The sequence below is a fragment of the Bartonella grahamii subsp. shimonis genome, from assembly GCF_036327415.1.
GTDB lineage: Bacteria > Pseudomonadota > Alphaproteobacteria > Rhizobiales > Rhizobiaceae > Bartonella > Bartonella shimonis.
Window position 1 is genome coordinate 1,908,877 of the sequence record NZ_CP123961.1, and the last position, 23,186, is coordinate 1,932,062.

Genomic DNA, 23,186 nt, shown 5'->3' on the forward strand with positions numbered 1-23,186 from the left:
AAATCTAAATATCTGTGTTGCATATTAACTACATTTTGTAAAGAATAATATTCCTTCTTACATTGTTTTAATATTGTTGTTTTTACCAATGCATACAACTTAAAATTGCCATTTTCATATAACACAATCGGAATTTGAAAAGACTTCTGTCTCTTTAAGAAAAAGAGTTTGAGAGTGAATAGATCCACTATCAATGCTTTTAAAACAAGCAAACGAGAAGAGTTTAACTGTCATCAAACGACAACGTTCTTCAGTTTTTAGAGGCAATAGAATGTCGACATATGAACAAATATTATTTGTTAAAGAGAGGTAAAATGACAGATAATAGATCCCAGAACATCATTTTTATCGTTATCATGACTATGCTGCTTTTTACAGTATTGCTTGTATCAGATCCTTCTTATGCTGCTTCTGCTACTAGTGGGGGTGGTTTCGGGAATCTTGATGGTGTTTTAGGCAACATTGTCACAATGATGACAGGTCCAACGGCAAAGCTTATTGCAATTATATGTGTTGCTGCTGTGGGTATTGGCTGGATGTACGGCTTTATTGACTTACGCAAAGCAGCTTACTGTGTTCTTGGTATTGCTATTGTTTTTGGTGCTCCCACTCTCGTCACTAAATTAGCGGGAACAACATAAATGAACGAAGATACTCTTTTCCTTGCCTGTACGCGCCCAGCTATGTTTGCTGGTGTCACAATGGAAGCGATGGCGCTCAATGTCATGGCGACATCCGTTCTTTTTATTTTGACGAGTGGTTTTACCATGATGGGTCTTGGTATTGGGATGCACTTTATTTTGCGTGAAGTGACAAAGCATGATCACAACCAATTTCGCGTATTATTTGCTTGGCTTAATACCCGTGGAAAACAAAAAAATCTCAACCGATGGGGAGGGGGTTCTACCTCCCCCTTGCGCCTTATCCGCACTTATAAAGAACTAAGCTGAAGGAGCCAAACCGGTGAAACAGATGTCAATAATGAAACGGGAAACTTTGCCTGAAGAATATATTCCCTATATACGCTATATCAACCAACATGTCGTTGCTTTAAACTCGCGCTGTTTAATGGTTGTGATGGCTGTTGAGGGTGTAAATTTTGACACTGTGGATATTGATCAATTAAATTCTTTACACAACCAATTAAATACCCTTTTAAAAAATATCGCAGATGAACGGGTTGCTTTATATTCTCACATCATCCGCCGCCGTGAAACGATTTACCCAGAAGGTCATTTTCTTTCATCTTTTGCAACAACATTAGATGAAAAATATAAAAAGAAAATGGTTTCACAAGAACTGTATAGAAATGATCTGTTTATTTCACTACTTTGGAATCCGGCAGTAGATAAAACAGAACAACTAGTTTCATTTTTTCAGCGCTTGGGCAAAGCGAAGAAAACACAATCTGAACCCGATGAAGAAGCTATTCGTAAACTCGAAGAGTTAAGTCAAAATCTTATGCAAGGTTTGGAAGAATATGGAGTCCGTCTGCTATCAATCTATGAACATGAAGGAATTTTATTTTCTGAACAAAGTGAATTTCTCCACCAGCTAGTGGGGGGAAGACGTGAGCGTGTTCCTCTCACATTTGGAACTATTGCTTCAACGATTTACTCGGATCGTGTTATTTTTGGGAAAGAAATTATCGAAATTCGCCATGAAAGCAATGAACGTTTTGTGGGCATATTTGGATGGAAAGAATACCCTTCTAAAACACGCCCTGGTATGACTGATGGTTTGCTTACGGTACCATTTGAATTCATTTTAACACAATCCTTTGTCTTTAAAAGTAAGGCGGCTGCCAGTGCGATTATGAGCCGCAAGCAAAATCAAATGATCAATGCAGCCGACCGTGCTAGCTCACAAATTGATGCACTGGATGAAGCGCTAGATGATTTAGAATCAAACCGTTTTGTTTTGGGTGAACATCACATTTCTTTAGCTGTTTTTGCTGATCACCCCAAGATATTGACTGAGAACTTATCAAAAGCACGAGTCCATTTAACCAATGGGGGAGCCGTAATTGCCAGAGAAGATTTAGGATTGGAGGCTGCATGGTGGGCACAGCTTCCTGGAAACTTTAGCTATCGTGCCCGTTCAGGCGCCATTACTAGCAGAAACTTTGCCGCTTTATCACCCTTCCATTCTTTCCCCGTTGGCAAACTGAACGATAATGTTTGGGGAGCTGCTGTCGCATTACTAAAAACACAAGCTGGTTCACCTTACTATTTTAATTTTCATTATGGCGATCTTGGAAACACGTTTGTTTGTGGTCCATCGGGATCTGGTAAAACAGTGATTATTAATTTTCTTCTTGCACAATTACAAAAACACAATCCAACAATGGTTTTTTTTGATAAAGATCAAGGAGCGGAGATTTTTGTACGAGCTGGAGGAGGGAAATATAAACCTTTAAAAAATGGAAAACCCACAGGTATTGCTCCCTTAAAGGGCATGGAATACACCGAAAAAAATAAAATCTTTCTTCGTAATTGGATCTTAAAGCTGGTGACCGCTGAAGGGCAAATTGTAACAGAAGAAGAGCGACAAGATATCGCCAAAGCCATCGATTCTTTAGAAAACTTACCCCCAACACAACGCTCTCTTGGTGCCCTTCAACTGTTTTTTGACAACACATCAAAAGAAGGGATTGCCATACGACTGCAACGCTGGATTAGAGGCAATGATTTAGGATGGGTTTTTGATAATGATCAAGATGATCTCGATTTAAATGCGCAGTTTATTGGATATGACATGACCGATTTCTTAGACAATGAAGAAATTCGGCGTCCCTTAATGATGTATCTTTTTCACCGCATTCTTGATTTGATTGATGGGCGGCGCATTATTATTGTCGTTGATGAATTCTGGAAAGCTTTGGAAGATGATTCATTCAAAGCTTTTGCGCAAGATCGGCTAAAAACAATCCGTAAACAAAATGGCATGATGCTTTTTGCAACACAAAGCCCTAAAGATGCTTTGAACTCAACAATCGCGCATACAATTATTGAGCAATGCCCCACCCAAATATTTTTTCCAAATCAAAAAGCAAATTACAATGATTATGTTGAAGCTTTCAAACTCACTGAGCGTGAATTTGAGCTGATACAGTCAGAATTAAGCAGAGAATCCCGTCGTTTTCTCGTCAAACAAGGACAAAGTTCCGTCGTTGCAGAACTTAACTTACGTGGAATGAATGATGAGATCGCCGTTTTAAGCGGTACAACAAAAAACATTGAACTCATGAATGAAATTATCAACGAATATGGAGCTGCCCCTGACAAATGGCTGCCCATATTTTATCAAAGGAGAAAAAATCAATGAAAAAATATGGCTTAGTTACACTGTTATCTTTTTCTTTTATTTCTCATGCAATATCAGAAACGACACCCGATGCGGATGAATATTATAAGCAAGCACTCGAGAACACACAAAAATTAGATGCTGCAAAATCAGAAACAGCTGAAAGCATTTATAAGACTGCAGCTGATACTGCAAACAAAATTAAAGAAATAAAGAATCAACTTGAACAGATTAAATCAAAACCAGATACAAAACCCGAAGAATTGCAAGCCCTTCGACAAGAGCTTCAAGTAAAACTTTCTCTTCTTCAAGCCGATCTTCACGCGAATGTTTTAAAACTTCAGGCTCTTGATATGATTCAAGCAAGAGATACGAAGACAAAAGAAGAAATGCGTGAAGAAAAGGAACAACAAAAGCATAAAAATATTGCGACACAATTAAAAGAAAAAGAAAAAGCATTAAAAGAAAAACTTGAAAGTACGGATACAAATGTCAGACTTTAGTTTTTCTCCATTTGCAAGCGTTTCTGGGTATATTTTAAAACCCCTCGATAATGTGGTGGACACAACGGTGAGTGGGTTATCTTCTGCTATTTCGGCACCCTTAAATCTCGCCGCAATTATTTTTATCTTTCTTTATGGCTATAATGTTATGACGGGTCGCGTTGCGCTTTCCATGCATAGTCTTCTCAATAACGTTGTTAAAATCGTTGTTGTGACAACAATGGCAACGAATGCGGATACATTTAATACTTATGTCAAGGATATTTTCTTCAATGACTTATCCAACGCTATTGGAAATGCGCTTAACAGCAATCCTGCAAGCTCCAATGTTTTTGACTATATTTTGGTCAAGGCAAGTGCTCGCTATCAAGAAGTTTTATACAATGCTTGGTTTTTTGAAAAGATCGTTGTGGGGCTTCTTGGTTCTATCATGCTTTTAGCCGTTATTCTTTTTTGTATAGGTGGTTTTATTGTGCAAATGTTTGCACAAGTTGCACTCGTAATGATTATAGGCCTTGGGCCTCTATTCATTAGTTTATATTTGTTTAATGCAACGCGAAAATATACCGATGCATGGATTACAACTTTGATCAATTTTACCATTTTACAGGTTCTCGTGATCATGCTTGGAACAATTATATGTGAAGTTATCCTACAGGTTCTCAAAGCTTCATATGAATCAATCTATGTTCTTTTTCCCCCTGTCATCGTCATTTCTATCATAGGGGTTATTATCTTCCGTGCACTTCCCGGTATTGCAACAGCGCTGGCCTCTGGCGGACCATACTTTAACGCTGGTGTCTCTTCAGGAGGACAGGTTTTCACAATGCTTGCCAATGGAGCAAGAGCGAGTGGTAATACAGTAAAAAACGCCGCTTTACAAATCTCAGGTGCTGCCGGTAACGCTGCTAAAGGCGCGGCAGCAAAAGCAGGAGGAGCTGGAGGTGGTCGTGGTCGGTTTTAAGATAAAGCACCTCTTTAAAAGAATAAGCATTTTTGTTTTGCCTTGCGTGCGCCCTTTGGCGCGCGCGCCATGATCCTGTTCCAGGTAAGACCTAACATCTTAGGTCTTACCACAAAATAAATCACAATCTTACATCACATAGACTTGTAAAAGTGTCCCGAATAAAGGCTCTCATGCATTGTATTCCAAGATATTTGTGAGTTCAAAAAATGAAACGAAAAATAACTTTTGTTATGGTCCTAACAATCGCTCTTACTGGTTGTGCCTCTTTGAGTGGCCCCAAAAAACCACCACGCTGTAATGGCAAACATACACGTGCTTTAAATAAAGATAAGTGGAATTGGGATAATAAAAATATTGCCCGCCCAGAAAAGATTGTAAAGCCTGTTACTATTCCCATCATTCTCAATACTTTGGAAAATGAAAAAGCGCCAGCCAATTTGGCACTCAATACAGCTTTATTAAAACCGGTTATTCATGAAGCACGATCTGATAAAACTGTGGAGGTTACACGTGAAAAGTGATGCCCTTGAAGAATATATAAAAGAAGCGCGCTCATTTGACATTGATCGCATGCATGGCATGCGCGTGCGAATGAAAATTTCCATGGCTTTAACAGTGCTTTTTGGATTGATGACGATTGCGCTGGCTTTAGCTGTCGCAGCTTTGACGCCTTTGAAAACGGTAGAGCCTTTTGTTATCCGCGTTGATAACTCAACAGGCATTATTGATACTGTAAGCGCCCTAAAAGAATCCCCTAACGACTATGATGAAGCGATAACGCGTTATTTTGCCAGCCAATATGTTCGTGCCCGTGAAGGTTTTCAAGCATCAGAAGCAGAAAATAATTTCCGCTTAGTTTCTCTTTTATCTTCTCCAAAAGAACAAAACCGTTTTGCAAAATGGTACGCGGGCAATAATCCAGAAAGTCCGCAAAATATTTATCATAACATGATTGCTACAGTCACAATCAAATCAATCTCTTTTATAAGCAAAGATCTTATCCAAGTTCGTTACTATAAAACGGTCAGAGACTTTAATGAAAAAGAAAATATTTCCCATTGGATTTCAATCTTAAATTTTTCCTACGTAAACGCACACATTTCAACATCTGACCGTCTCATCAACCCACTTGGTTTTCAAGTATCGGAATATAGATCTGATCCAGAGGTGATAAAATGATCAGACTTTTACAAACAATCTCTTTAATTTTTACGATCACTCTCAGCTTTCACACAGTCCTTTCATTTGCGGAAACAGCGCCTGTCAGTGCACGTAAAGATAATCGCATCAGATTTGTCAATTATGACCCTTACAATGTCGTACAAATCATTGGCTCCATTCGCTCTTCAGTTCAGCTGGAATTTGCCGATGATGAAAACGTGACCTATGTAGGAATTGGAAATTCCGTTGCTTGGCAAGTTGCACCGGCTGGTCACTTTGTTTTTCTCAAACCGCGTGAAGTCCAACCTGTAACCAATTTACAAATTGTCACAAGCCGCCAAGATGGAACACAACGATCTTATCAATTCGAGCTGCAAGTCCGTGAAGGCGATGTTTCAGCCGGCAATGAGACGTATTTCTTGGTAAAGTTTCGTTATCCAGAAGATGAAGTCTTGCGTAAGAAATTAATCGAAGCAGAAAAAGCAAAACAAAGTGAAGAAAACTTTGTCAATGATATTTTAAATATCCATGAAGATTTTGGACCACGCAATTGGGCTTATGAAGCCCAAGGCTCATCCCTCATTGAACCTGCTTCTGTCTATGATAATGGGAAAACAACAACCTTTACCTTTTTAGGCAACATTGAAATCCCTGCTATTTACATTGTATCGCCTGATGGGCAAGAAGCGCTTATTCCCAAATCTATTAAAGGCAACAAGGTTATTGTTCATGCAACAGCTGCACAATTCACGCTACGGCGTGGGAATGAAGTATTGTGCATCTTTAATAAAAGGTTCGTACCAGAAGGAATTAACCCTGAAACAGGTACGACATCACCATCTGTACAACGTAAAGTGAACACAGGAAGCAACCATGAATAACACCGTGGATGAAAAAAGCATTAATGATCGCGATACAATAAAAAAAGCTCAAGGAAAAAGTCAACAGAACAATGTAGGGAAAGCTATTGCTCTTATTATTCTTTTCAGTGTCTGTCTTTATTTAGCCTATTCAACACTTGTTACAGACAAGAAACAACCAATTGAATCTTCAAAAGAAGGAAAAGTTATCAAACAAACAGAGCTTTTTCGCCCTGCAAAACCTACCCCTCCTCTCTTTGAACAACCTCAACGAAATAACGCTCTGTTGCCAAAAGTCGAGCTACCAACACCAAACATTAATCAATCAAATTCTGATAACTCACTGCTAGAAGCAGCACAACGTGCTCCTGTATTAGCTTATGCAAATACACAACAAGGCAGCAAAATAGATTCACAAACAAATAATGGCGCTTTGTCTCACCAATTTGAAAGTAAACCTGATGAAATGACACAACGTTTTAATCATCTTCTCAAACCCACAGTACTTGAAGGTATTCGTGCTTCAATCCTTGGCAATCGAAACTACATCATTGCGATGGGAACTTCTATCCCTTGTATTTTAGAAACAGCCATCAACAGCGATCAACAAGGTTTTGTCAGTTGTATCATCTCCAGAGATATCTTATCAGACAATGGCCGTGTTGTGCTTCTTGATAAAGGCACCCAAATTGTTGGTGAATATCGCGCCGGATTGAAAAAAGGCCAAACACGTCTCTTTGTGCTGTGGAATAGAGCAAAAACCCCCGATGGTATCATTATATCCTTAGCTTCACCTGCAACAGACAGTTTAGGACGTTCTGGTATAGATGGAGATATTGATAATCATTGGCTCGAGAGGATTGGATCTGCGCTTCTTGTCTCCCTGATAAAAGATGCGACAAACTATGCCAATAAACGTTTAGCAAAAAAACAAGAAAAAGAAGAAACCGAAACAATCTCTTCAGGACAAAACATTGCAAATATTGTCGTCGAAAATTACGCCAATATTCCTCCAACATTATCCAAAAACCAAGGAGAACTAGTGAATATCCTTGTTGCTCGCGATTTAGATTTTTCCAGCGTTTATAAATTGAAAGTCATCGAAAACAAAAAACAGATTATCAATCGAGCTGTTTCAAGAAACTTTTACAAAAATTCTGCGATACCTTTAGAATGAACTCAAACTTACATACCATGAACGATGAAACCATCGCGATTGTTCTCACAAAACTTGAACCCATCAGTGCTTTTTTGAAAGATGAAAGTCTTTTTGAAATTGTTATCAATCGTCCCTATCAAGTCATGACGGAAGGTATTGATGGATGGAAAACAATAGAAGCACCGGCTCTCTCTTTTAATGAGCTTATGGGGATTGCGAAAGTTGTCGCGTCCTATTCCAAGCAAAATATATCAGAAAAGAACCCAATATTATCGGCGACTCTCCCAGGCAATGAACGCATTCAAGTTGTCATTCCGCCGGCGGTCGAAAAAGACACGATTAGTATGACAATCCGTAAACCATCATCGCAGAGTTTTTCTCTCGAAGAGCTAGCAAATAAAGATCTGTTTTCGCTCTGTGAGCAGGTATCTTTCACACCATTAAATGATTATCATACTCGTTTTAACGAACTCAAAATCATCGAGCATAACTTAGCTAATGCCTACTGTAATAAAGACTTTGTCTCCTTTTTAAATCAAGCTGTAAAATACCAGAAAAATATTTTAATTGCAGGAAAAACTGGTTCGGGTAAAACAACATTATCAAAAGCATTAATTGCCAAAATTCCTCAAGAAGAGCGTATTATTACCATTGAAGACACACAAGAATTGGTGATACCGCACCCTAACCATGTCTCAATGATCTATTCAAAAGATGGACAAGGTTTAGCTTCTGTTGGACCCAAAGAATTGCTTGAATCATCTTTACGGATGCGTCCTGATCGTATTCTTTTGCAAGAACTTCGAGATGGTACAGCCTTTTATTATATCCGCAATGTCAATTCAGGTCATCCAGGCTCCATTACAACGGTTCATGCCTCAACAGCCCTTGCTGCCTTTGAGCAAATGACCCTTTTGGTCAAAGAAAGTGACGGGGGAAGTGATTTAGAGCGTGATGATATTCGAGGACTGTTAATTTCAATGATTGATATCATCATCCAATGCAAACGGGTTGAAGGAAAATTTAAGGTCACAGAAATTTATTATGATCCCTTCAAACAACGAAACATCTTTGGAGGAGACTAAAAGAAGATTACATCGGCTGCTAAAGGCTCTTTTAAAGAAACGATCACGAATAAAAAGAAAAATGCATGAAAACCAAAGCAACAGAAAACAGAGAAAATCTTTTATCGATGACAGTGGAAGAATTAAAACAACGCCGTGAAGCAGTTGAAGCAGCCATCAGTACCCATACAATAGAGGGAATATCGCTACATTCAAAAACGCTAAAAATTTTAGAAGAATATGCAAGGGGGAATATTTCACTCGAGGAATTTAACACTCTGATGGACAACGTAAAATTATAAGGAAGCCACCATGCCAAAAGCAAAAGAAAAAACAAAAAATATACAGACAGTTTCTCCCCATAATTATCTCTATCCTGGTACCAAAATACTCAAAAATAAATATGGAGAAACAAATTTAGAACTCTTTCGGGAAAAATGTTCGCATGATATAGAAAAAGGATTAGAAAAGCTGCGAAGAGAATCTGTTCCAGAGAATTTTGATTGCTTTTATTTAAGCTATATCCATTACCTATTATTTAAGGAAACATTTGAGTGGGCTGGGAAAACCCGCTCTACCCCCTTCACATTTTCAGACGAAAGCGTTGCTTTCATGCCATTAATGCAAAGAGCAGAATGGAACGGTGCTTTTGCAAACGATAATGAGATTGAAAAAGGTTTGAAAACATTAAATAAAAAACTTGCAGAAAAAGATAATTTGAGAGGTTTAACGCGCGAAGATTTCATTTCTGAAGCCGTCCCACTCTTTGTCTCTCTCAAACAGCTACACCCATTCATAGATGGAAATGAACACACAATACAATTCTTTTTTGAAAATCTCGCCCAAAATGCAGGACATCAACTTGATTTTTCACTCGCAACACAAGAACGTATGATGACGGCCTATACCCAAGCAACACACTATGGCAATACACAATTAATGAAAGATCTTTTTGAAGATATCTCTCATCCAGAAAAAATATATCTTTTACAAGAATTCATGCACAACATGAAAAAGAGCGGATACGATGTGAATGAACGTCTTGTTATGGTTGCAAAAGAAGCTGAAACCTACACAGGGATTTATAGAGGCTCTCATTTTGACAGCTTTACGCTCGATGTAGAAGGGACTTACATCATCGCCAGTAAAGCAGATCTTACACCAGAACAACGAAAAGCATTAAAACCCGGTAACAAATTTACCTTTACAGCCCCTAAAGCCAACAACATTCTCATTCCAGAAGAAAGATTAGCTCCTTTGACAAAAAATGAAAAAGCCGTAATGGTTGCAGAAGATTCTTGCGTCCATATAAGCCGACAACAGGTCCAGAAATTGGCAAAAATTGTTTATGGTAATGCAAAAACATTAGACAAACAGATGGTAGAAATCATCAAAAATCCAAGCTTAGGCCAACAGCTCGTCAACCAGATTGAAAGAGCACCGTACTCTGTTTCTAATCTTGCAGGTTTCAGTTTATGTGGACTACAAAATCAGGCACGTGCAAACGCTCAAAATCATCTTGAGATGCTCTGTGCTGCCGTTGCAAATTTCACCCATGCTGTAAAACATGCTGAGAAGGAAATTACTCAAGAACATGCAACAGAACAAAGTCGCCGTGCAAAAATAGTAAAAATACCAAATAAAAGCTTACAAGAGCTCTTCACCTTGCCAAAAGAATTACAGCAAGAAGTTTTAGCAAAAAATCCTTTACTTCAAAAAGAGCTTACCGACTTTGTAAAAAGCATCAATACCCGTCTCTCACTAACTGAACATAAAGCTATCAAAAATAATGAGTATGAAACATTGGCTCAAAGCATTGGTGTATCAGAAAATAAAGCCAAACAAATTACACAAACCGTTAAGCAAGCCAAAGAACTACACCAGCAAGCACAAGTATGCACAATGCATCGTTCCAAAGCATTTGCTATGGCTTGCTAAAAATGGATAAAAGCTTCCTACTTTATAAGAAGGGCTCATAAATGAGAACTGTTTAGCGTTATCTGCGCTTTTTCAAAAAAGAGAGAATTTAATAATCATACACCTGAAAAAGAGCTTTTCGCAGCATCTTCTGATAGAATTGAAAGTAAAATACAATGAAATATACCAAAACACAAATGGTACTCATTTTAACACCAATCGCTTTAGGTGCTTTAACGATATTCCTTGTTCCTCATTTTTTGTTGTTTATAACAAATGGACTAAAGAGCAATCAAATTTATTGGACTCTTCGTTCAGAACCTTTACTAGTCCTAACACTAACAGCTGCTGTTTCATTGTTTTATAGTCTATCGCAAAAACTGCACTTACGTAAAAGAATTACTTTTGTCTCCATTGTCTTTTTTGGAGCCACTGTTCTTTACTATATTAGCGGAGAAATAAAACGTTTAGGTCCCTATGTTGGCCAACAAGGAATAACGTGGAGCTATGCACTTCAATTCATGGATCCCATGGTTGTCTTTGGCATTATCATTGGTGTTTTTTTTTCCATCATTCAACTCATAACAACCTATCCACCTAAAAATAAGGTCAAGCGTGCAAAAAAAGGTGTTTTTGGTGAATCCGCATGGATGAATTTAAGAGAGGCAGCGAAAATTTTTCCTGCCAATGGGCAAATTGTTATAGGTGAAAGATACCGTGTTGATCAAGATAATGTGTGTAAAATTCCCTTTGCACCTGGCAATAAAACAACATGGGGAAAGGGTGGGACAGCTCCTTTGCTAACCTTTAATCTTGATTTTGGTTCAACTCATATGATCTTTTTTGCTGGTTCTGGTGGCTATAAAACCACAAGTACAGTAGTGCCCACGTGTTTAACCTATCCAGGGTCTATTATTTGTCTTGATCCTTCAACAGAAGTTGCCCCAATGGTCAAATTTGCGCGTCAAAAGATGGGGAATAGAAATGTCATTGTTCTCGATCCCAATTCATTTTTAACAAAAAATTTTAATGTCATCGATTGGCTTTTAGACGACAGCGTACCACGCACACAACGCGAAGCAAATATTGTAAGCTTTTCCAAGTTGCTTCTTACAGATAAAAAATCAGACAATTCTTCAGCGGAATATTTCTCGACACAAGCCCATAATCTTTTAACAGCTCTTCTTGCTCATGTTATATTTTCTGATGAATATGAAGATGACGAGCGCAATTTAAAAACATTGCGTGGAATTCTCTCTCAATCAGAAACAGCTGTTGTTAATCAATTACGCATGATTCAAGAAACGACACCTTCTCCTTTTATTCGTGAAATGGTTGGTATTTTTACAGAAATGGCAGAGCAAACTTTTTCAGGGGTCTATACAACTGCCTCAAAAGACACTCAATGGCTTTCTTTGTCCAATTACGCAGATCTTGTCTGCGGAGATGATTTTTTTTCCTCAGATATTGCAAATGGCAATACAGATGTTTTTCTCAATCTCCCCGCAAGCATTTTAAACAGTTATCCAGCGATAGGGCGTGTGATTATTGGCGCCTTTCTCAATGCCATGGTTACAGCAGACGGTAACTATAAAAAGCGTGTTTTATTTGTCTTAGATGAAGTTGATCTCCTAGGCTATATGAATATTTTAGAAGAAGCGCGCGATCGTGGACGTAAATACGGTACATCCTTAATGCTTTTTTATCAATCCTCTGGTCAGTTGGTCAATCACTTTGGAGAAGCTGGAGCACGTTCATGGTTTGAAAGCTGCTCTTTTGTCAGCTATGCTGCCATTAAAGACTTCCAAACAGCCAAAGACATTTCAGAACGCTGTGGCCAAATGACCGTTGAAGTAACTGGAACAAGCAAACCAAAAGGCTTATCTTTTGGAAAGAGTTCATACAACGTCAATTACCAACAAAGAGCCCTGATTTTACCCCATGAGGTTATTCAAGAAATGCGTCAAGATGAACAAATTATTCTTATGCAAGGACACCCCCCTTTGCGATGTGGTCGCGCCATCTATTTCAGAAGAAAAGAAATGTTAGCCGCAGCTGCAAAAAACCGCTTTGCCCCACAAAAGAAAAACTAACCTCCTATTGTGAGATCTTGACTATGAAAAGAACAACAGCAAAAACAAGATACATCCCTGTTTTTTAAAAGCCTATTAACAAAAAGTTTTTGCCCTCTTCTTCACACACATAAGGAAAACATGGTAAAAAATCCGTGTTTTTTCCTTTTTATATTTTGTGTATCATTTTACCAGCGCCCATCGTCTTTATAAAAACCCCCCCCTCAAATCACCTATATCTAAACCAACATCTCCATTTGGGAAAATCTGCAAATACATTCCTACAAAACTTTTTGTGTATAATTTATCCCTACAAGCAACCCAAAATATTTCACAACACTAATCATCAATATCAAGACTCAAGAAAAACAAAAGATTGATCTTTGAGACAAGAACTCTCAAAACACCTACACTCAAGAACATCGATTTTTTCCCAAAAAAATATTTCATATATACATCAAAATGAATAAATCATTCTTATACAAGCTTTCCCCCCTTTACGATATCATCAAATGTTCTATTTTAAAGATAAAGCGCTGAAAAAAGGCTTTTTTCCCCAAGCAAAGAAAGGGTTTCCTCTCTTATGAATCTTAAAGCAGCACAATATAATAAGAGCAACAATACAAAATAAAAAACATTTTGTTATAAAAGTACACAAACAAGATGTTCATATTGATCAATAAGAAAAACATAATGGAGAAAAATTCTTGATGACTACTTTTGCTTATAGATTTACCAATCTGAGTACTGTGTATGAAAAGTACCAACACCATCCGCAAACCCAGAGCAATCCCACCCAACATATCTACGATCTTCATCAAAGCGCTCTTGCAAGCAACTTTATTAAAGGTAAAACACCAAAAATTTTAAGTAACATTTTTCTTTTCGGCCTTTCCTTACACCTCAAAGGATGAAGGTTTTACCCAGAGTCAATTTATAGAAAATTCATTTTCTGACCACTCATGGGATTCATATCAGCGCCCTAAAGGACTAGTATCTTACCGACAACAAGATAATAAACAAAGAAAATATGCATGAAAACAATCACAACAGATTATTTGGCATTTCTCACACCAAAAACCTTTGAAAAGTATCACAAAACGGTTGATGCAACCATCCATACACTTGAGGGAAAAGCGCTGCCTCTCATAACACGCAAAATCTCAAAAGAATACGCGAAGGGGAATTTTTCACATGTAGCGTTTAAGACACTTATCGAGCACCACCCTACCTAGGAGAGATTATATGTTAGAGCAAAATTATCTATATAAAGGAACTTCAACACTAAAAAATAAATATGGCATAAAATCCCCCCAAAAATTGTATGAACGCTGTGCTCATAATGCCGCCAGAGAAGCCGTAAATTTTCGCTATGAGCCCCCTCCACAAAACTTTGATTTCACTTATCTAAAATTAATCCACTGGAGCCTCTTCCACAAAACTTTTGAATGGGCTGGGCAAACCCGCGATACATCCTTTACATTTGAAGATGGCACCACAGCGCGTATGCCGGCGATGCGTCCTAAAGGTTATGAAGTTCCTTTTGCCATTGGTCCACAAATAAAAAAAGAGCTTAAACAACTCGAAAAAACACTGAGCGAAAAGAACAATTTAAAAGGTTTATCGCGCCAAGAATTTGCTGAAAATGCTGCTGACGTTTTTATAGCGCTCGAGCACGCACATCCTTTCAGAAAAGGGAATGGGCGCGTAAATCGAATGTTTATGGAAAAACTTGGACAAGCAGCTGGCCATCAGATTGATTTTTCTTTCATCACACAAAAACGCATGACAGCAGCTTGTATTGAAGCGATGCAATATGGTAATCCTCAACCGATGAAAGATCTTTTTGAAGATATCACACATCCACAAAAATCCCTTGTTTTAAAAGAATTCATCACCCAAATGAGAGATGCTGGACTTGATGAAATTAACAATCGTATTGTTGTTGCAGCAAAAAAAGATATAGCCTATGAGGGCACCTTTAGAGGTTTTTCCGCAGAAGGTTTTGTCATGGAAGTAGATAGGGCTTTCGTTGTCGGCCACAAAGATGATCTCCCTCCAGAACAGGTTAAAACATTACAGAATGGAGCCCGCCTCTGTTTTCAAAAAAACAATGTTCAAAGCTTCAAAGAAACACTAATCCCCCAAGAAACATTAGCACCTCTCACCCATGACGAGTTGTTCTCAAGAATTTCAAATGCTCCTTATGTTGAAGCATGCCGAAAAGAAATCGAAAATTTATCAAAACTCGTTTATGGTAAAGCCCACGCCTTAAATACAAAAATGGATATCTTAACGGCAGATCCAAGTTTAGGAAATCAGTTTGCTGATGAAGTTTTACACAACCCTCACTCAATTTCTAAACTTGCAGGAAGAAAAATATTTGAGCTGAAAAGTCCAAGTCGTAGGCAAGCAGAACAGGCTGCTCCACAACTTAGTCAAACCCTTAAAAATTATAGCACAATAACACAACAAACAAAAAATGAAATTTTAGAGCACCATCAAAGAGAACAAAAACGCCTGAGCTACACTGTCGAAAAACCTGGAAAAAATTTACAAACCCTTTTTGCCTTACCAGAAGAACAACAAAGAGAAGCTTTATTGCATTCTCCAGAACTACGACAAGAACTCCATAGTTTTTCGCGCCAGCTACATAATCGTCTATCCTCAGAAGATCGTAAAGCCATACAAGAAAAAGATCATACAAGACTAGCCTGCCTACTTGGTGTATCAGAAAGCAAAGCAAAAGAAATTGCACACACAGTAAAGCAGACCAAAGAAGTACAGTGTCAGATGCGCACCCTAAAAGTTAGTCGTTCCTCATCGCTTGCTCTTACCGGCTAAAACGCGCAAATTTTTGTCTTTCAACTGACTCTTAGCACCAATTATTTCATCTCCATTGCACCCACCAATTGTTTTGGAATGTTACAAAAAATAGTCCTAAAAATGAATATTGTAATTTACTATAACTTATTGATAAAATTTTAAAAAAACTGTATAAAAGCCATAAATGTCCACCATATATAAGTATGAATAGCGCGAAATCTTTGGAGGTCATTTCCTTTGATATCTGCCTTGTGTCTTACAGTTATCAAAAAGTGGGGAATGCGCCAAAGCCAAAGAGGTTTTCTAAAAATATTGAAAGGAAACAGCCATGAAAAAAAGTCACCCAACCACTTCTAGCAATGTAGAGAAACTAAGACAAAAATTTGAACAACAAAATCTAGGAGCTTCTAGTACAGAAGACCTCTATGCAAAGGTTAATAAACCGCCCAAAAGAGGAGGTCTGCACACACCAAGCCCAGAAGAAATAGAAGCAGCTCACAAAAGCAAACCCATCTTAGAAAAAAAGAGCTCTTTCGCTGATTTTACCACAGAAGGAAATGATGCGCATGATCCCCTACAACTAAGAGATCCCACCTACGACATACCGAAAAGCAGAGTAAGAGAGTATGGTACGCCCTCTCACCCATCAGAAACCATCTATGCACCCCAAAGGCCACTAGGAAATCCCTATGACAGACTTGGTGGGAGACCAAGTGATGGGCGACGCACCGACAAACTCGTAAATCCCTATGCAGTAACAGATCTGGAGGCGGGAGGTTGGCAAGCGTCCCTTTACGACACAGTTGGTGGAGGTGCACAGGGTAGGCATTCTTCCTCTGAACCAGAACATGTCTATGCAGAGCTCGATTTTGGTGAAAATGGTGGACGCTCCCCCCAAAGGCCGCTAGAATCTATCTATGCAACGGTTGGCATGGGTGCTGAAGGCGGACAAGATTCCCAACAACAAGAAAATCCCATCTATCAAGGCGTTGGCAGAGGAACAACAACACCTCCCAGAACTGCAAAAGATGTGGTTACGACAAAGCTTTTACAAAACATAGGCTTTCAATATGGTGTAAGCGAAATCCAAGTGCGGTGCAAAACAGTTTATAATAACCAACATGCTTTGAATGAACAACTGGCTAAGATTCTTGACGATCCCCAAAATGCAGAACAAATCTTACAGGACCTTGCAAAAAATCCTGAAAGCCCTGCTAAACTTGCTGGTAGGCAAGCACTTGGCATAAAAAGTCCAGCACGCAGAGAAGCTGAAGATGAGTTTACCCACCTTTGCTCAGCTCTTGAGAGACATATACATAATACACAAAAGCTCCATAAAAAGTTTACACGGGAGCAGGAAAGAGAAAGAAGTCAAAAACACGATAGTCCAGAAAGAGACCCAGAACACAGACATCACCATCACCGTCGTCATCACGCAAGAGGAAGAGAACACGATAGTCCAGAGCACAGCCCACAACGACAAAGACATGGAGAAAAAGGAATGGCTTATGCCATGTAAAGAGGCATAAACATAAAAACAGATAAATTTTTGTTTTTCATATAATCTTTTTTTCAGTGAGTTTCTTGGCGCAAATCATTTCATAGTGGTTGCGCCAAGAATTGTTTTAAAATGTTACAAAAATAGTCTTAAAAATGGATCCTGTAATTTATTGTAACTTATTGATAAAATTTCATAAAAAAACTGTATAAAAGACACAAATGTCCGTTACACTACTCCTGAATAGCGTAGATCTTTGGAGGTCATTCGGTTGGATATCTTCCTTTGTACAAAAGTTATCAAAACTAAAAGTGGGGAATGCACCAAAGAGGTTTTCTAAAAATATTGAAAGGAAATATGCATGAAAAAACATCATCCACACCCTTCTGCAAATCCAGAAGCCCTCTATGCAACAGTTAATAAACCAACCAGAGGAGACCAGCGCGCACCATCCCCAGAAGACGAAGTTACATACGAATCCGTGAGCAACACTACTCCTTCAAGAGCGAGACACCATCATCAAAGGAGAGAAGATCCTGAAACAGACTATACAGAGGTTGCTCCTCCAAAACGCGAAACTGAAGTTACATACGCATCCGTGAGCAACACTTCTCCCTCAAGAGCGAGACACCATCATCAAAGGAGAGAAGGTCCTGAAACAGACTATACAGAGGTTGCTCCTCCAAAACGCGAAGCTGAAGTTACATACGCATCCGTGAGCAACACTTCTCCCTCAAGAGGTAGACACCATCATCAAAGGAGAGAAGGTCCTGAAACAGACTATACAGAGGTTGCTCCACAACAAAAAGGAAGACCCTCCCTCACTCCTGATCAAATGAGTGCCATGCTTTTAAAAAATCCACATGTCCAAGCATATGCAGGAGAGGTAATGCATTGGGGGCAGATCGTTTATGGCAATGACAAGGTTTTCCAGCAACACTTGCAAGGCATACTTACAAATCCCCGTGCAGGAAAAGAGCTTTCAGATCAACTTGCAGAAAATCCTGAGTCTATTCATAAACTTGCTGGCCGCCAGGCACTTGGCATAAAAAGTCAAGCACGCAAAGAGGCTGAAGACGGCTTTAGATCGCTCGTTGAGGCTATTGATGGTTATACAAAGGCTGTAACAGAGACAAGGGAGAGGCTTTTGCAAACCCCTCACGCGGAACAAAGACGCCTCCAAGAAAATTCTCAGCAAACTGAAAGAACCCATCATCATCGTCATCACGCAAGAGGACAAGAGCAAAATAGTCCGGAACACAACCCACAACGACAAAGACACGCAGAAAAAGGAATGGCTTATGCTATGTAAAGAGGTATAAACATAAAAACAGATAAACTTTTGTTTTTCATATAATCTTTTCTTATAGAGTTTCTTGGCGCAAATCGTTTTATCGTGATTGCGCCAAGAATTGTTTTAGAATGTTACAAAAAATAGTCCTAAAAATGTATCCTGTAATTTAGTATAACTTATTGATAAAATTTCACAAAAAAACTGCATAAAAGACACAAAGCCCCATTACGATGGTCGTAAATAGCGTAGATCTTTGGAAACCACTCAATTTTGATATCTTCTTATAAAAAGCATAAAGGGCGAGAGTGTGTACCAAAGAAGTTTTCTAAAACAATTCTTGAAAGGAAACATGCATGAAAAAAGATCACCCTCATCCTTTTCCATCTCCTTCAATACAAGAACTTATAGAGCTCTATGAAAAAGCAGCAGCAGAAGTATCAGGTGGAGACTCCCTCCCTAAAGAAACGCTTTCAAAAAGCAAAAGACTGTCATCCATACCGGAAAAAGATGAGGAAAGACAATCTCTTTTAAAAGAAGAAACTGTGCATGCATCAACAAATGCAACAACGCCTCTCACAAGAGGCAACTCTACCAAAAGGCAGCAACAACCTGAAACGACACACACAACAGTTACTTCACAAGTTTCTCTACAAAGGGCAACAAGAATTCTCTCCGAAGAAGAAGTCATTCAATTGCTTCCACACCATTCATTGGTTCGAACCTATCAAGAAGAAATTCAACGTTTATCTGCAAATGCCTATGGCAACCCCGACATTTTGCAAGAAAAAATGCAGGAAATTCAAAGAAATCCCGCAGCAGGAGAAGAACTTTCATGGCGGATGACAGCCCATCCTGAAAGCATCGCTAAACTTTCCGGCACCAGCATGTTGGGCTTTAAAAATCAAACACGCAGGCAAGCAGAAGAGAGTTTTTCTGCCCTATGTGTTACCATTGAGTGTTATACAGAAGTGGTAAGACAGGCAAGAGAGAGCCTATTGCAATCTCCAGAGCAAGCACTCAAAAACTATGAACGCTTAATGGGGAAAGAGGCTGTCGCTGAACTTCTAAAAAAACCAGATCATTCTCAAAGGCAAAAAGAAAGTCTTTCAGAAGCAGAAATTTCCACCCAAATTCACCAACATTCAAAAGTTAAAAGACACCATGCCCAAATCCAATATTGGTGCACTGTTGTTTTTGGCAACACAAACATTTTGCAATCACAAGTGGAAGAGCTTTTCCAAAACCCTGAAACAATAGAACAGCTCACACAGCAACTTGCCGGAAATCCCCAATCTTTTTGCAAATACGCTGGTCGCAGCTTTTGTGGCTTTAAAAATCAAGCACGCAGACATGCTGAAGCTGGTCTTTCTCACTTAATTAGCGCCGCTGAAAATTATGCAACAGCTGTCACACAGGTAAGAGAGAGCATTTTACAAACTCAACAGACAAAACAAGAACGCCATGAAGCTGAATCATCATCTGAGAGAGCGCAAAATTTGCAGCAACGACAAAGCGTCTCACAGTCCGCTCAACGCCTTGAGGCTTCAACAATAACGTATGAAGGAACAACACCCTCTGGACAACAAAGAGAAACAGATTTTCGTCCTCGCAAAACTGCCGCGTCAAAAGCGATGGCTTTTGCCAGCTAAACGGACATAAGTTTTCACGTTGAACCCAACATCTTGGCGCAGCACATAAAAGAGGTGATTTGAGCCAAGAAAGAGAGAAACTTGAAACAAAGTTCATTTCCCCGTCCCTTAACCCAAACAGAGGAAAACAATCTTTAAAGAATGATCAGGGTTACGATTCTAAACTAAGAGAGTTAAAACGTGTGAGACCAATCAGTTTCATATATTCTCTCATGAAGCCCAAGTAAAAAAGCATAAAACAGAATAAACACCAACGTATATTTTTAAATAGTATTTAAAAACAATATTGGAAGAGTTTGAAAGGAACATGCATGAAAAAAAGAAACCCCTCCCCTTTTATCACTGAAATGATGGAAAAATTTCAACAACAGGCAGAACAATCGCCCACCAGAACATCTTCTCCCCAAGTTTCTCAAAAACCGCAAAAACCACCTGTACAAAAACGCCCAGAAAATTTGTCATCCTCCCCCAAAATTGCTCCACCGCCCCCCCTACGCATAAGAGACAAAACACCAACCGACATAAAAATCCAAAAGCCTGAAGCCCAAGAGACGCCTCCTCTACAGACAAAACCGGCTCCGCCCAAACCCCCACGTGTAAAAGAAAATCTACAATACAGCACAAAAACCCAAGAAAGCTCCTCCACGCACATAAAAGCGGCTCCACAAAGACCTCCACGCGCAAAAGATAGAGAACAAAATAAACAAACAGTTCAAGCGGAAGAAAGTCGCTATGCAACGCCTCCTCTACAGACAAAACCGGCTCCGCCCAAACCCCCACGTGTAAAAGAGAATCTACAACACAGCACAAAAACCCAAGAAAGCTCCTCCACGCACATAAAAGCGGCTCCACAAAGACCTCCACGCGCAAAAGATAGAGAACAAAATAAACAAACAGTTCAAGCGGAAGAAAGTCGCTATGCAACGCCTCCTCTACAGACAAAACCGACTCCGCCCAAACCCCCACGTGTAAAAGAAAATCTACAATACAGCACAAAAACCCAAGAAAGCTCCTCCACGCACATAAAAGCGGCTCCACAAAGACCTCCACGCGCAAAAGATAGAGAACAAAATAAACAAACAGTTCAAGCGAAAGAAAGTCGCTATGCAACGCCTCCTCTACAGACAAAACCGACTCCGCCCAAACCCCCACGTGTAAAAGAAAATCTACAATACAGCACAAAAACCCAAGAAAGCTCCTCCACGCACATAAAAGCAGCTCCACAAAGAGCTCCACGCGCAAAAGGTAGAGAACAAAATAAACAAACAGTTCAAGCGGAAGAAAGTCGCTATGCAACACCTGCTCCGCAAACGCCCCCACGCACGAGAGACAGAGTGCAAAACGACGCAAAAATCCAGAATCCTGAAGAACACTACCCAAGTGTTAGGCCCAAAACACCATCACATATGAAAGTTAGGCAACAAAGCAGTTCATCATCACATATGAAAGTTAGGCAACAAAGCAGTTCATCATCACAAGACAGTGAAGTATATGCAGTCCCTCGTTCAAGAAAATCGCACCATAGAGGAAACAGAAAACAAAGCGACGTTATCCTTCCCCAAACAGCTTCCCCAAAAACAGCAAGTGAACAATCAAAACCCTCTCACGCACAAAAAACATCTATTAATACAATGGAAAGAGAGCTATTGCTCTTAGCATATCAAGAAGAAATACGCTTTTTGTGCAAAAAGGTTTATGGCAACCGACTTATTTTAGAAGAAAGAATAGAAGCAATCAAAGAAAACCCCGATATGGGAGAACAGCTCTTATGGGATGTTACAGAACAACCTAAATCTATTCCTAAGCTTGCTGGTAAAAAAGTTCTTGGTATAAAAAGCCATGCGCGCAAACAAGCTGAAGAAAATCTTCCTAATCTGTATGAAGCTATTAACGGTTATATGTATACTTCAAAATATACAAAAAATGAAGATATTTCACTAAGTTCTCACACAAAACAACGACAGCATCAACAAATGCAAAAGGAAGAAGCAATCACTCGACACACACAAAATCCACTCAATTCAGAAAAAAAAATAAAGCCTCTCTCAAATGAGGAAATTGCTCGCAGAGTTCAGAAAGATCCATCGGTTCAATATGTTCAAAGAGAGGTTCAATATTGGTGCAAAATTGTTTATAATGATCCACTTATTTTGCAATATAGACTAGAAGATATGCAAAAAATTCCAGAGATAGGAGAAGAGCTTGTATTTCAAATTGAAAACAATTCTAGATCTTTTGCTCCGCTTGCTGGTAGGCAAGTCCTTGGCATAAAAAGTGGAGCACGCAAAGCTGCTGAAGAAAATCTTCCTACCCTTTGTACCGCCATTAAGGATTATGCTGAAACTATAAAACAGTTAAGAGAAACCATTGTGCAAAACCATCATACAGAACAACAACGCCATCAACCGCTTACTGATCTCGATAAAAGATTGCAAAAGCAGCAAAGCCTATCGCAGCCCCCGAAACTGCCTGAACGCTCAACAGCAAAGCGGCATCAAGAGGTTGCAGAAACTTCTAGACAAGAAGACCAACCGCATGTTCGACCACGCAAAGCCGAAACATCAAAAGCAATGGCTTTGTCGTGATAAACCTCCTAATTGTTGGCTTATCATACAAAACTTTGATGCAATTATCTTGCTAAGATTGCATCAAAGACAGTGTGTAAAATACAGCAAACTTTGAATAAGATACCCCATTATTTTACAGAATTCATTGATAAAATTTCACGATAATACTTTATAAAAGTTACAAACCTTAACTTTATTCCATAATTAACTTGGCTCTATACGAATAAGATCAATTTTTTCAATCATTCAAATGGACATTCTTCATTGAACAAAACGCTAAAATAATAAAAGGCAAAAAATGTAAAAAAGCTTTCAAAAAATAATGTTAACATTTGAAAGGAAA

Annotated in this window: 19 protein-coding genes; all 19 read left to right on the forward strand. The window is 39.0% G+C overall.

Annotation, left to right across the window (positions count from 1 at the left end):
- Window positions 1-314 precede the first annotated feature (314 nt).
- The 19 genes from QHG57_RS08385 (at window position 315) to QHG57_RS08475 (ending at window position 22,861) form a co-directional block, all read left to right on the forward strand.
- Window positions 315-641 carry a TrbC/VirB2 family protein gene (locus tag QHG57_RS08385; protein WP_330167918.1) on the forward strand — a complete coding sequence of 109 codons (327 nt, stop codon included), beginning with the start codon at window positions 315-317 and terminating at the stop codon, window positions 639-641.
- Window positions 642-950: a VirB3 family type IV secretion system protein gene (locus QHG57_RS08390; RefSeq protein WP_330167919.1), complete on the forward strand. Its 309-nt coding sequence runs from the start codon at window positions 642-644 to the stop codon at window positions 948-950.
- 22 nt (window positions 951-972) lie between these two features.
- The gene (locus QHG57_RS08395; protein WP_330168839.1) at window positions 973-3,327 is read left to right on the forward strand and encodes a VirB4 family type IV secretion/conjugal transfer ATPase; all 2,355 of its coding nucleotides are present in this window, start codon (window positions 973-975) and stop codon (window positions 3,325-3,327) included.
- Complete coding sequence (locus QHG57_RS08400; protein ID WP_330169090.1) at window positions 3,324-3,809, forward strand: type IV secretion system protein VirB5; 486 nt, start codon at window positions 3,324-3,326, stop codon at window positions 3,807-3,809. The genes QHG57_RS08395 and QHG57_RS08400 overlap by 4 nt, the downstream gene beginning before the upstream one ends.
- Window positions 3,796-4,773, forward strand: coding sequence for a TrbL/VirB6 family protein (locus QHG57_RS08405; RefSeq protein ID WP_330168840.1), 978 nt, complete (start codon window positions 3,796-3,798; stop codon window positions 4,771-4,773). The genes QHG57_RS08400 and QHG57_RS08405 overlap by 14 nt, the downstream gene beginning before the upstream one ends.
- A 209-nt stretch (window positions 4,774-4,982) precedes the next feature.
- A complete protein-coding gene (locus tag QHG57_RS08410; RefSeq protein ID WP_330167921.1) occupies window positions 4,983-5,297 on the forward strand; it encodes a type IV secretion system protein VirB7 in 315 nt (104 codons plus the stop codon).
- Window positions 5,251-5,955 (forward strand): VirB8 family type IV secretion system protein, encoded by a 705-nt coding sequence (locus QHG57_RS08415; RefSeq protein ID WP_330167922.1) that lies wholly within the window; start codon window positions 5,251-5,253, stop codon window positions 5,953-5,955. The genes QHG57_RS08410 and QHG57_RS08415 overlap by 47 nt, the downstream gene beginning before the upstream one ends.
- Window positions 5,952-6,818, forward strand: coding sequence for a P-type conjugative transfer protein VirB9 (gene virB9 / locus QHG57_RS08420; protein ID WP_330167923.1), 867 nt, complete (start codon window positions 5,952-5,954; stop codon window positions 6,816-6,818). Before QHG57_RS08415 ends, virB9 begins: the two co-directional genes overlap by 4 nt.
- Window positions 6,811-7,974, forward strand: coding sequence for a type IV secretion system protein VirB10 (gene virB10, locus QHG57_RS08425; protein WP_330167924.1), 1,164 nt, complete (start codon window positions 6,811-6,813; stop codon window positions 7,972-7,974). Before virB9 ends, virB10 begins: the two co-directional genes overlap by 8 nt.
- Entirely contained in the window at window positions 7,971-9,041 is a 1,071-nt protein-coding gene (gene virB11, locus QHG57_RS08430) for a P-type DNA transfer ATPase VirB11 (protein ID WP_330167925.1), read from the forward strand. Before virB10 ends, virB11 begins: the two co-directional genes overlap by 4 nt.
- A gap of 65 nt (window positions 9,042-9,106) precedes the next feature.
- On the forward strand, window positions 9,107-9,322 hold the full coding sequence (locus QHG57_RS08435) for an antitoxin VbhA family protein (protein WP_330167926.1): 216 nt from the start codon (window positions 9,107-9,109) through the stop codon (window positions 9,320-9,322).
- Window positions 9,323-9,332: 10 nt separating this feature from the next.
- Entirely contained in the window at window positions 9,333-10,958 is a 1,626-nt protein-coding gene (locus QHG57_RS08440; protein ID WP_330169091.1) for a BID domain-containing T4SS effector, read from the forward strand.
- A 155-nt stretch (window positions 10,959-11,113) separates the two neighbouring features.
- A complete protein-coding gene (gene traG, locus QHG57_RS08445) occupies window positions 11,114-13,030 on the forward strand; it encodes a Ti-type conjugative transfer system protein TraG (protein WP_330167928.1) in 1,917 nt (638 codons plus the stop codon).
- Window positions 13,031-14,043: 1,013 nt separating this feature from the next.
- Window positions 14,044-14,244, forward strand: a complete 201-nt coding sequence (locus QHG57_RS08450) for a hypothetical protein (RefSeq protein WP_330167929.1) — start codon at window positions 14,044-14,046, stop codon at window positions 14,242-14,244.
- A gap of 10 nt (window positions 14,245-14,254) precedes the next feature.
- Window positions 14,255-15,853 carry a BID domain-containing T4SS effector gene (locus QHG57_RS08455; protein WP_330169092.1) on the forward strand — a complete coding sequence of 533 codons (1,599 nt, stop codon included), beginning with the start codon at window positions 14,255-14,257 and terminating at the stop codon, window positions 15,851-15,853.
- 310 nt (window positions 15,854-16,163) lie between these two features.
- On the forward strand, window positions 16,164-17,354 hold the full coding sequence (locus tag QHG57_RS08460) for a BID domain-containing T4SS effector (protein WP_330169093.1): 1,191 nt from the start codon (window positions 16,164-16,166) through the stop codon (window positions 17,352-17,354).
- Between the two features lie 340 nt (window positions 17,355-17,694).
- Window positions 17,695-18,645 (forward strand): BID domain-containing T4SS effector, encoded by a 951-nt coding sequence (locus QHG57_RS08465; RefSeq protein WP_330169094.1) that lies wholly within the window; start codon window positions 17,695-17,697, stop codon window positions 18,643-18,645.
- 335 nt (window positions 18,646-18,980) lie between these two features.
- Entirely contained in the window at window positions 18,981-20,276 is a 1,296-nt protein-coding gene (locus QHG57_RS08470) for a BID domain-containing T4SS effector (protein WP_330169095.1), read from the forward strand.
- Window positions 20,277-20,587: 311 nt separating this feature from the next.
- Entirely contained in the window at window positions 20,588-22,861 is a 2,274-nt protein-coding gene (locus tag QHG57_RS08475) for a BID domain-containing T4SS effector (RefSeq protein WP_330169096.1), read from the forward strand.
- Window positions 22,862-23,186 lie beyond the last annotated feature (325 nt).

Coding starts and splice junctions, on each gene's coding strand:
- QHG57_RS08415 (WP_330167922.1), top strand. CDS start 5,251: ATGAAGCACGATCTGATAAAACTGTGGAGGTTACACGTGAAAAGTGAT.
- QHG57_RS08450 (WP_330167929.1), top strand. CDS start 14,044: ATGAAAACAATCACAACAGATTATTTGGCATTTCTCACACCAAAAACC.
- QHG57_RS08405 (WP_330168840.1), top strand. CDS start 3,796: ATGTCAGACTTTAGTTTTTCTCCATTTGCAAGCGTTTCTGGGTATATT.
- QHG57_RS08395 (WP_330168839.1), top strand. CDS start 973: ATGTCAATAATGAAACGGGAAACTTTGCCTGAAGAATATATTCCCTAT.
- traG (WP_330167928.1), top strand. CDS start 11,114: ATGAAATATACCAAAACACAAATGGTACTCATTTTAACACCAATCGCT.
- QHG57_RS08475 (WP_330169096.1), top strand. CDS start 20,588: ATGAAAAAAAGAAACCCCTCCCCTTTTATCACTGAAATGATGGAAAAA.
- QHG57_RS08410 (WP_330167921.1), top strand. CDS start 4,983: ATGAAACGAAAAATAACTTTTGTTATGGTCCTAACAATCGCTCTTACT.
- QHG57_RS08460 (WP_330169093.1), top strand. CDS start 16,164: ATGAAAAAAAGTCACCCAACCACTTCTAGCAATGTAGAGAAACTAAGA.
- virB9 (WP_330167923.1), top strand. CDS start 5,952: ATGATCAGACTTTTACAAACAATCTCTTTAATTTTTACGATCACTCTC.
- virB10 (WP_330167924.1), top strand. CDS start 6,811: ATGAATAACACCGTGGATGAAAAAAGCATTAATGATCGCGATACAATA.
- QHG57_RS08385 (WP_330167918.1), top strand. CDS start 315: ATGACAGATAATAGATCCCAGAACATCATTTTTATCGTTATCATGACT.
- QHG57_RS08465 (WP_330169094.1), top strand. CDS start 17,695: ATGAAAAAACATCATCCACACCCTTCTGCAAATCCAGAAGCCCTCTAT.
- QHG57_RS08390 (WP_330167919.1), top strand. CDS start 642: ATGAACGAAGATACTCTTTTCCTTGCCTGTACGCGCCCAGCTATGTTT.
- virB11 (WP_330167925.1), top strand. CDS start 7,971: ATGAACTCAAACTTACATACCATGAACGATGAAACCATCGCGATTGTT.
- QHG57_RS08455 (WP_330169092.1), top strand. CDS start 14,255: ATGTTAGAGCAAAATTATCTATATAAAGGAACTTCAACACTAAAAAAT.
- QHG57_RS08470 (WP_330169095.1), top strand. CDS start 18,981: ATGAAAAAAGATCACCCTCATCCTTTTCCATCTCCTTCAATACAAGAA.
- QHG57_RS08435 (WP_330167926.1), top strand. CDS start 9,107: ATGAAAACCAAAGCAACAGAAAACAGAGAAAATCTTTTATCGATGACA.
- QHG57_RS08400 (WP_330169090.1), top strand. CDS start 3,324: ATGAAAAAATATGGCTTAGTTACACTGTTATCTTTTTCTTTTATTTCT.
- QHG57_RS08440 (WP_330169091.1), top strand. CDS start 9,333: ATGCCAAAAGCAAAAGAAAAAACAAAAAATATACAGACAGTTTCTCCC.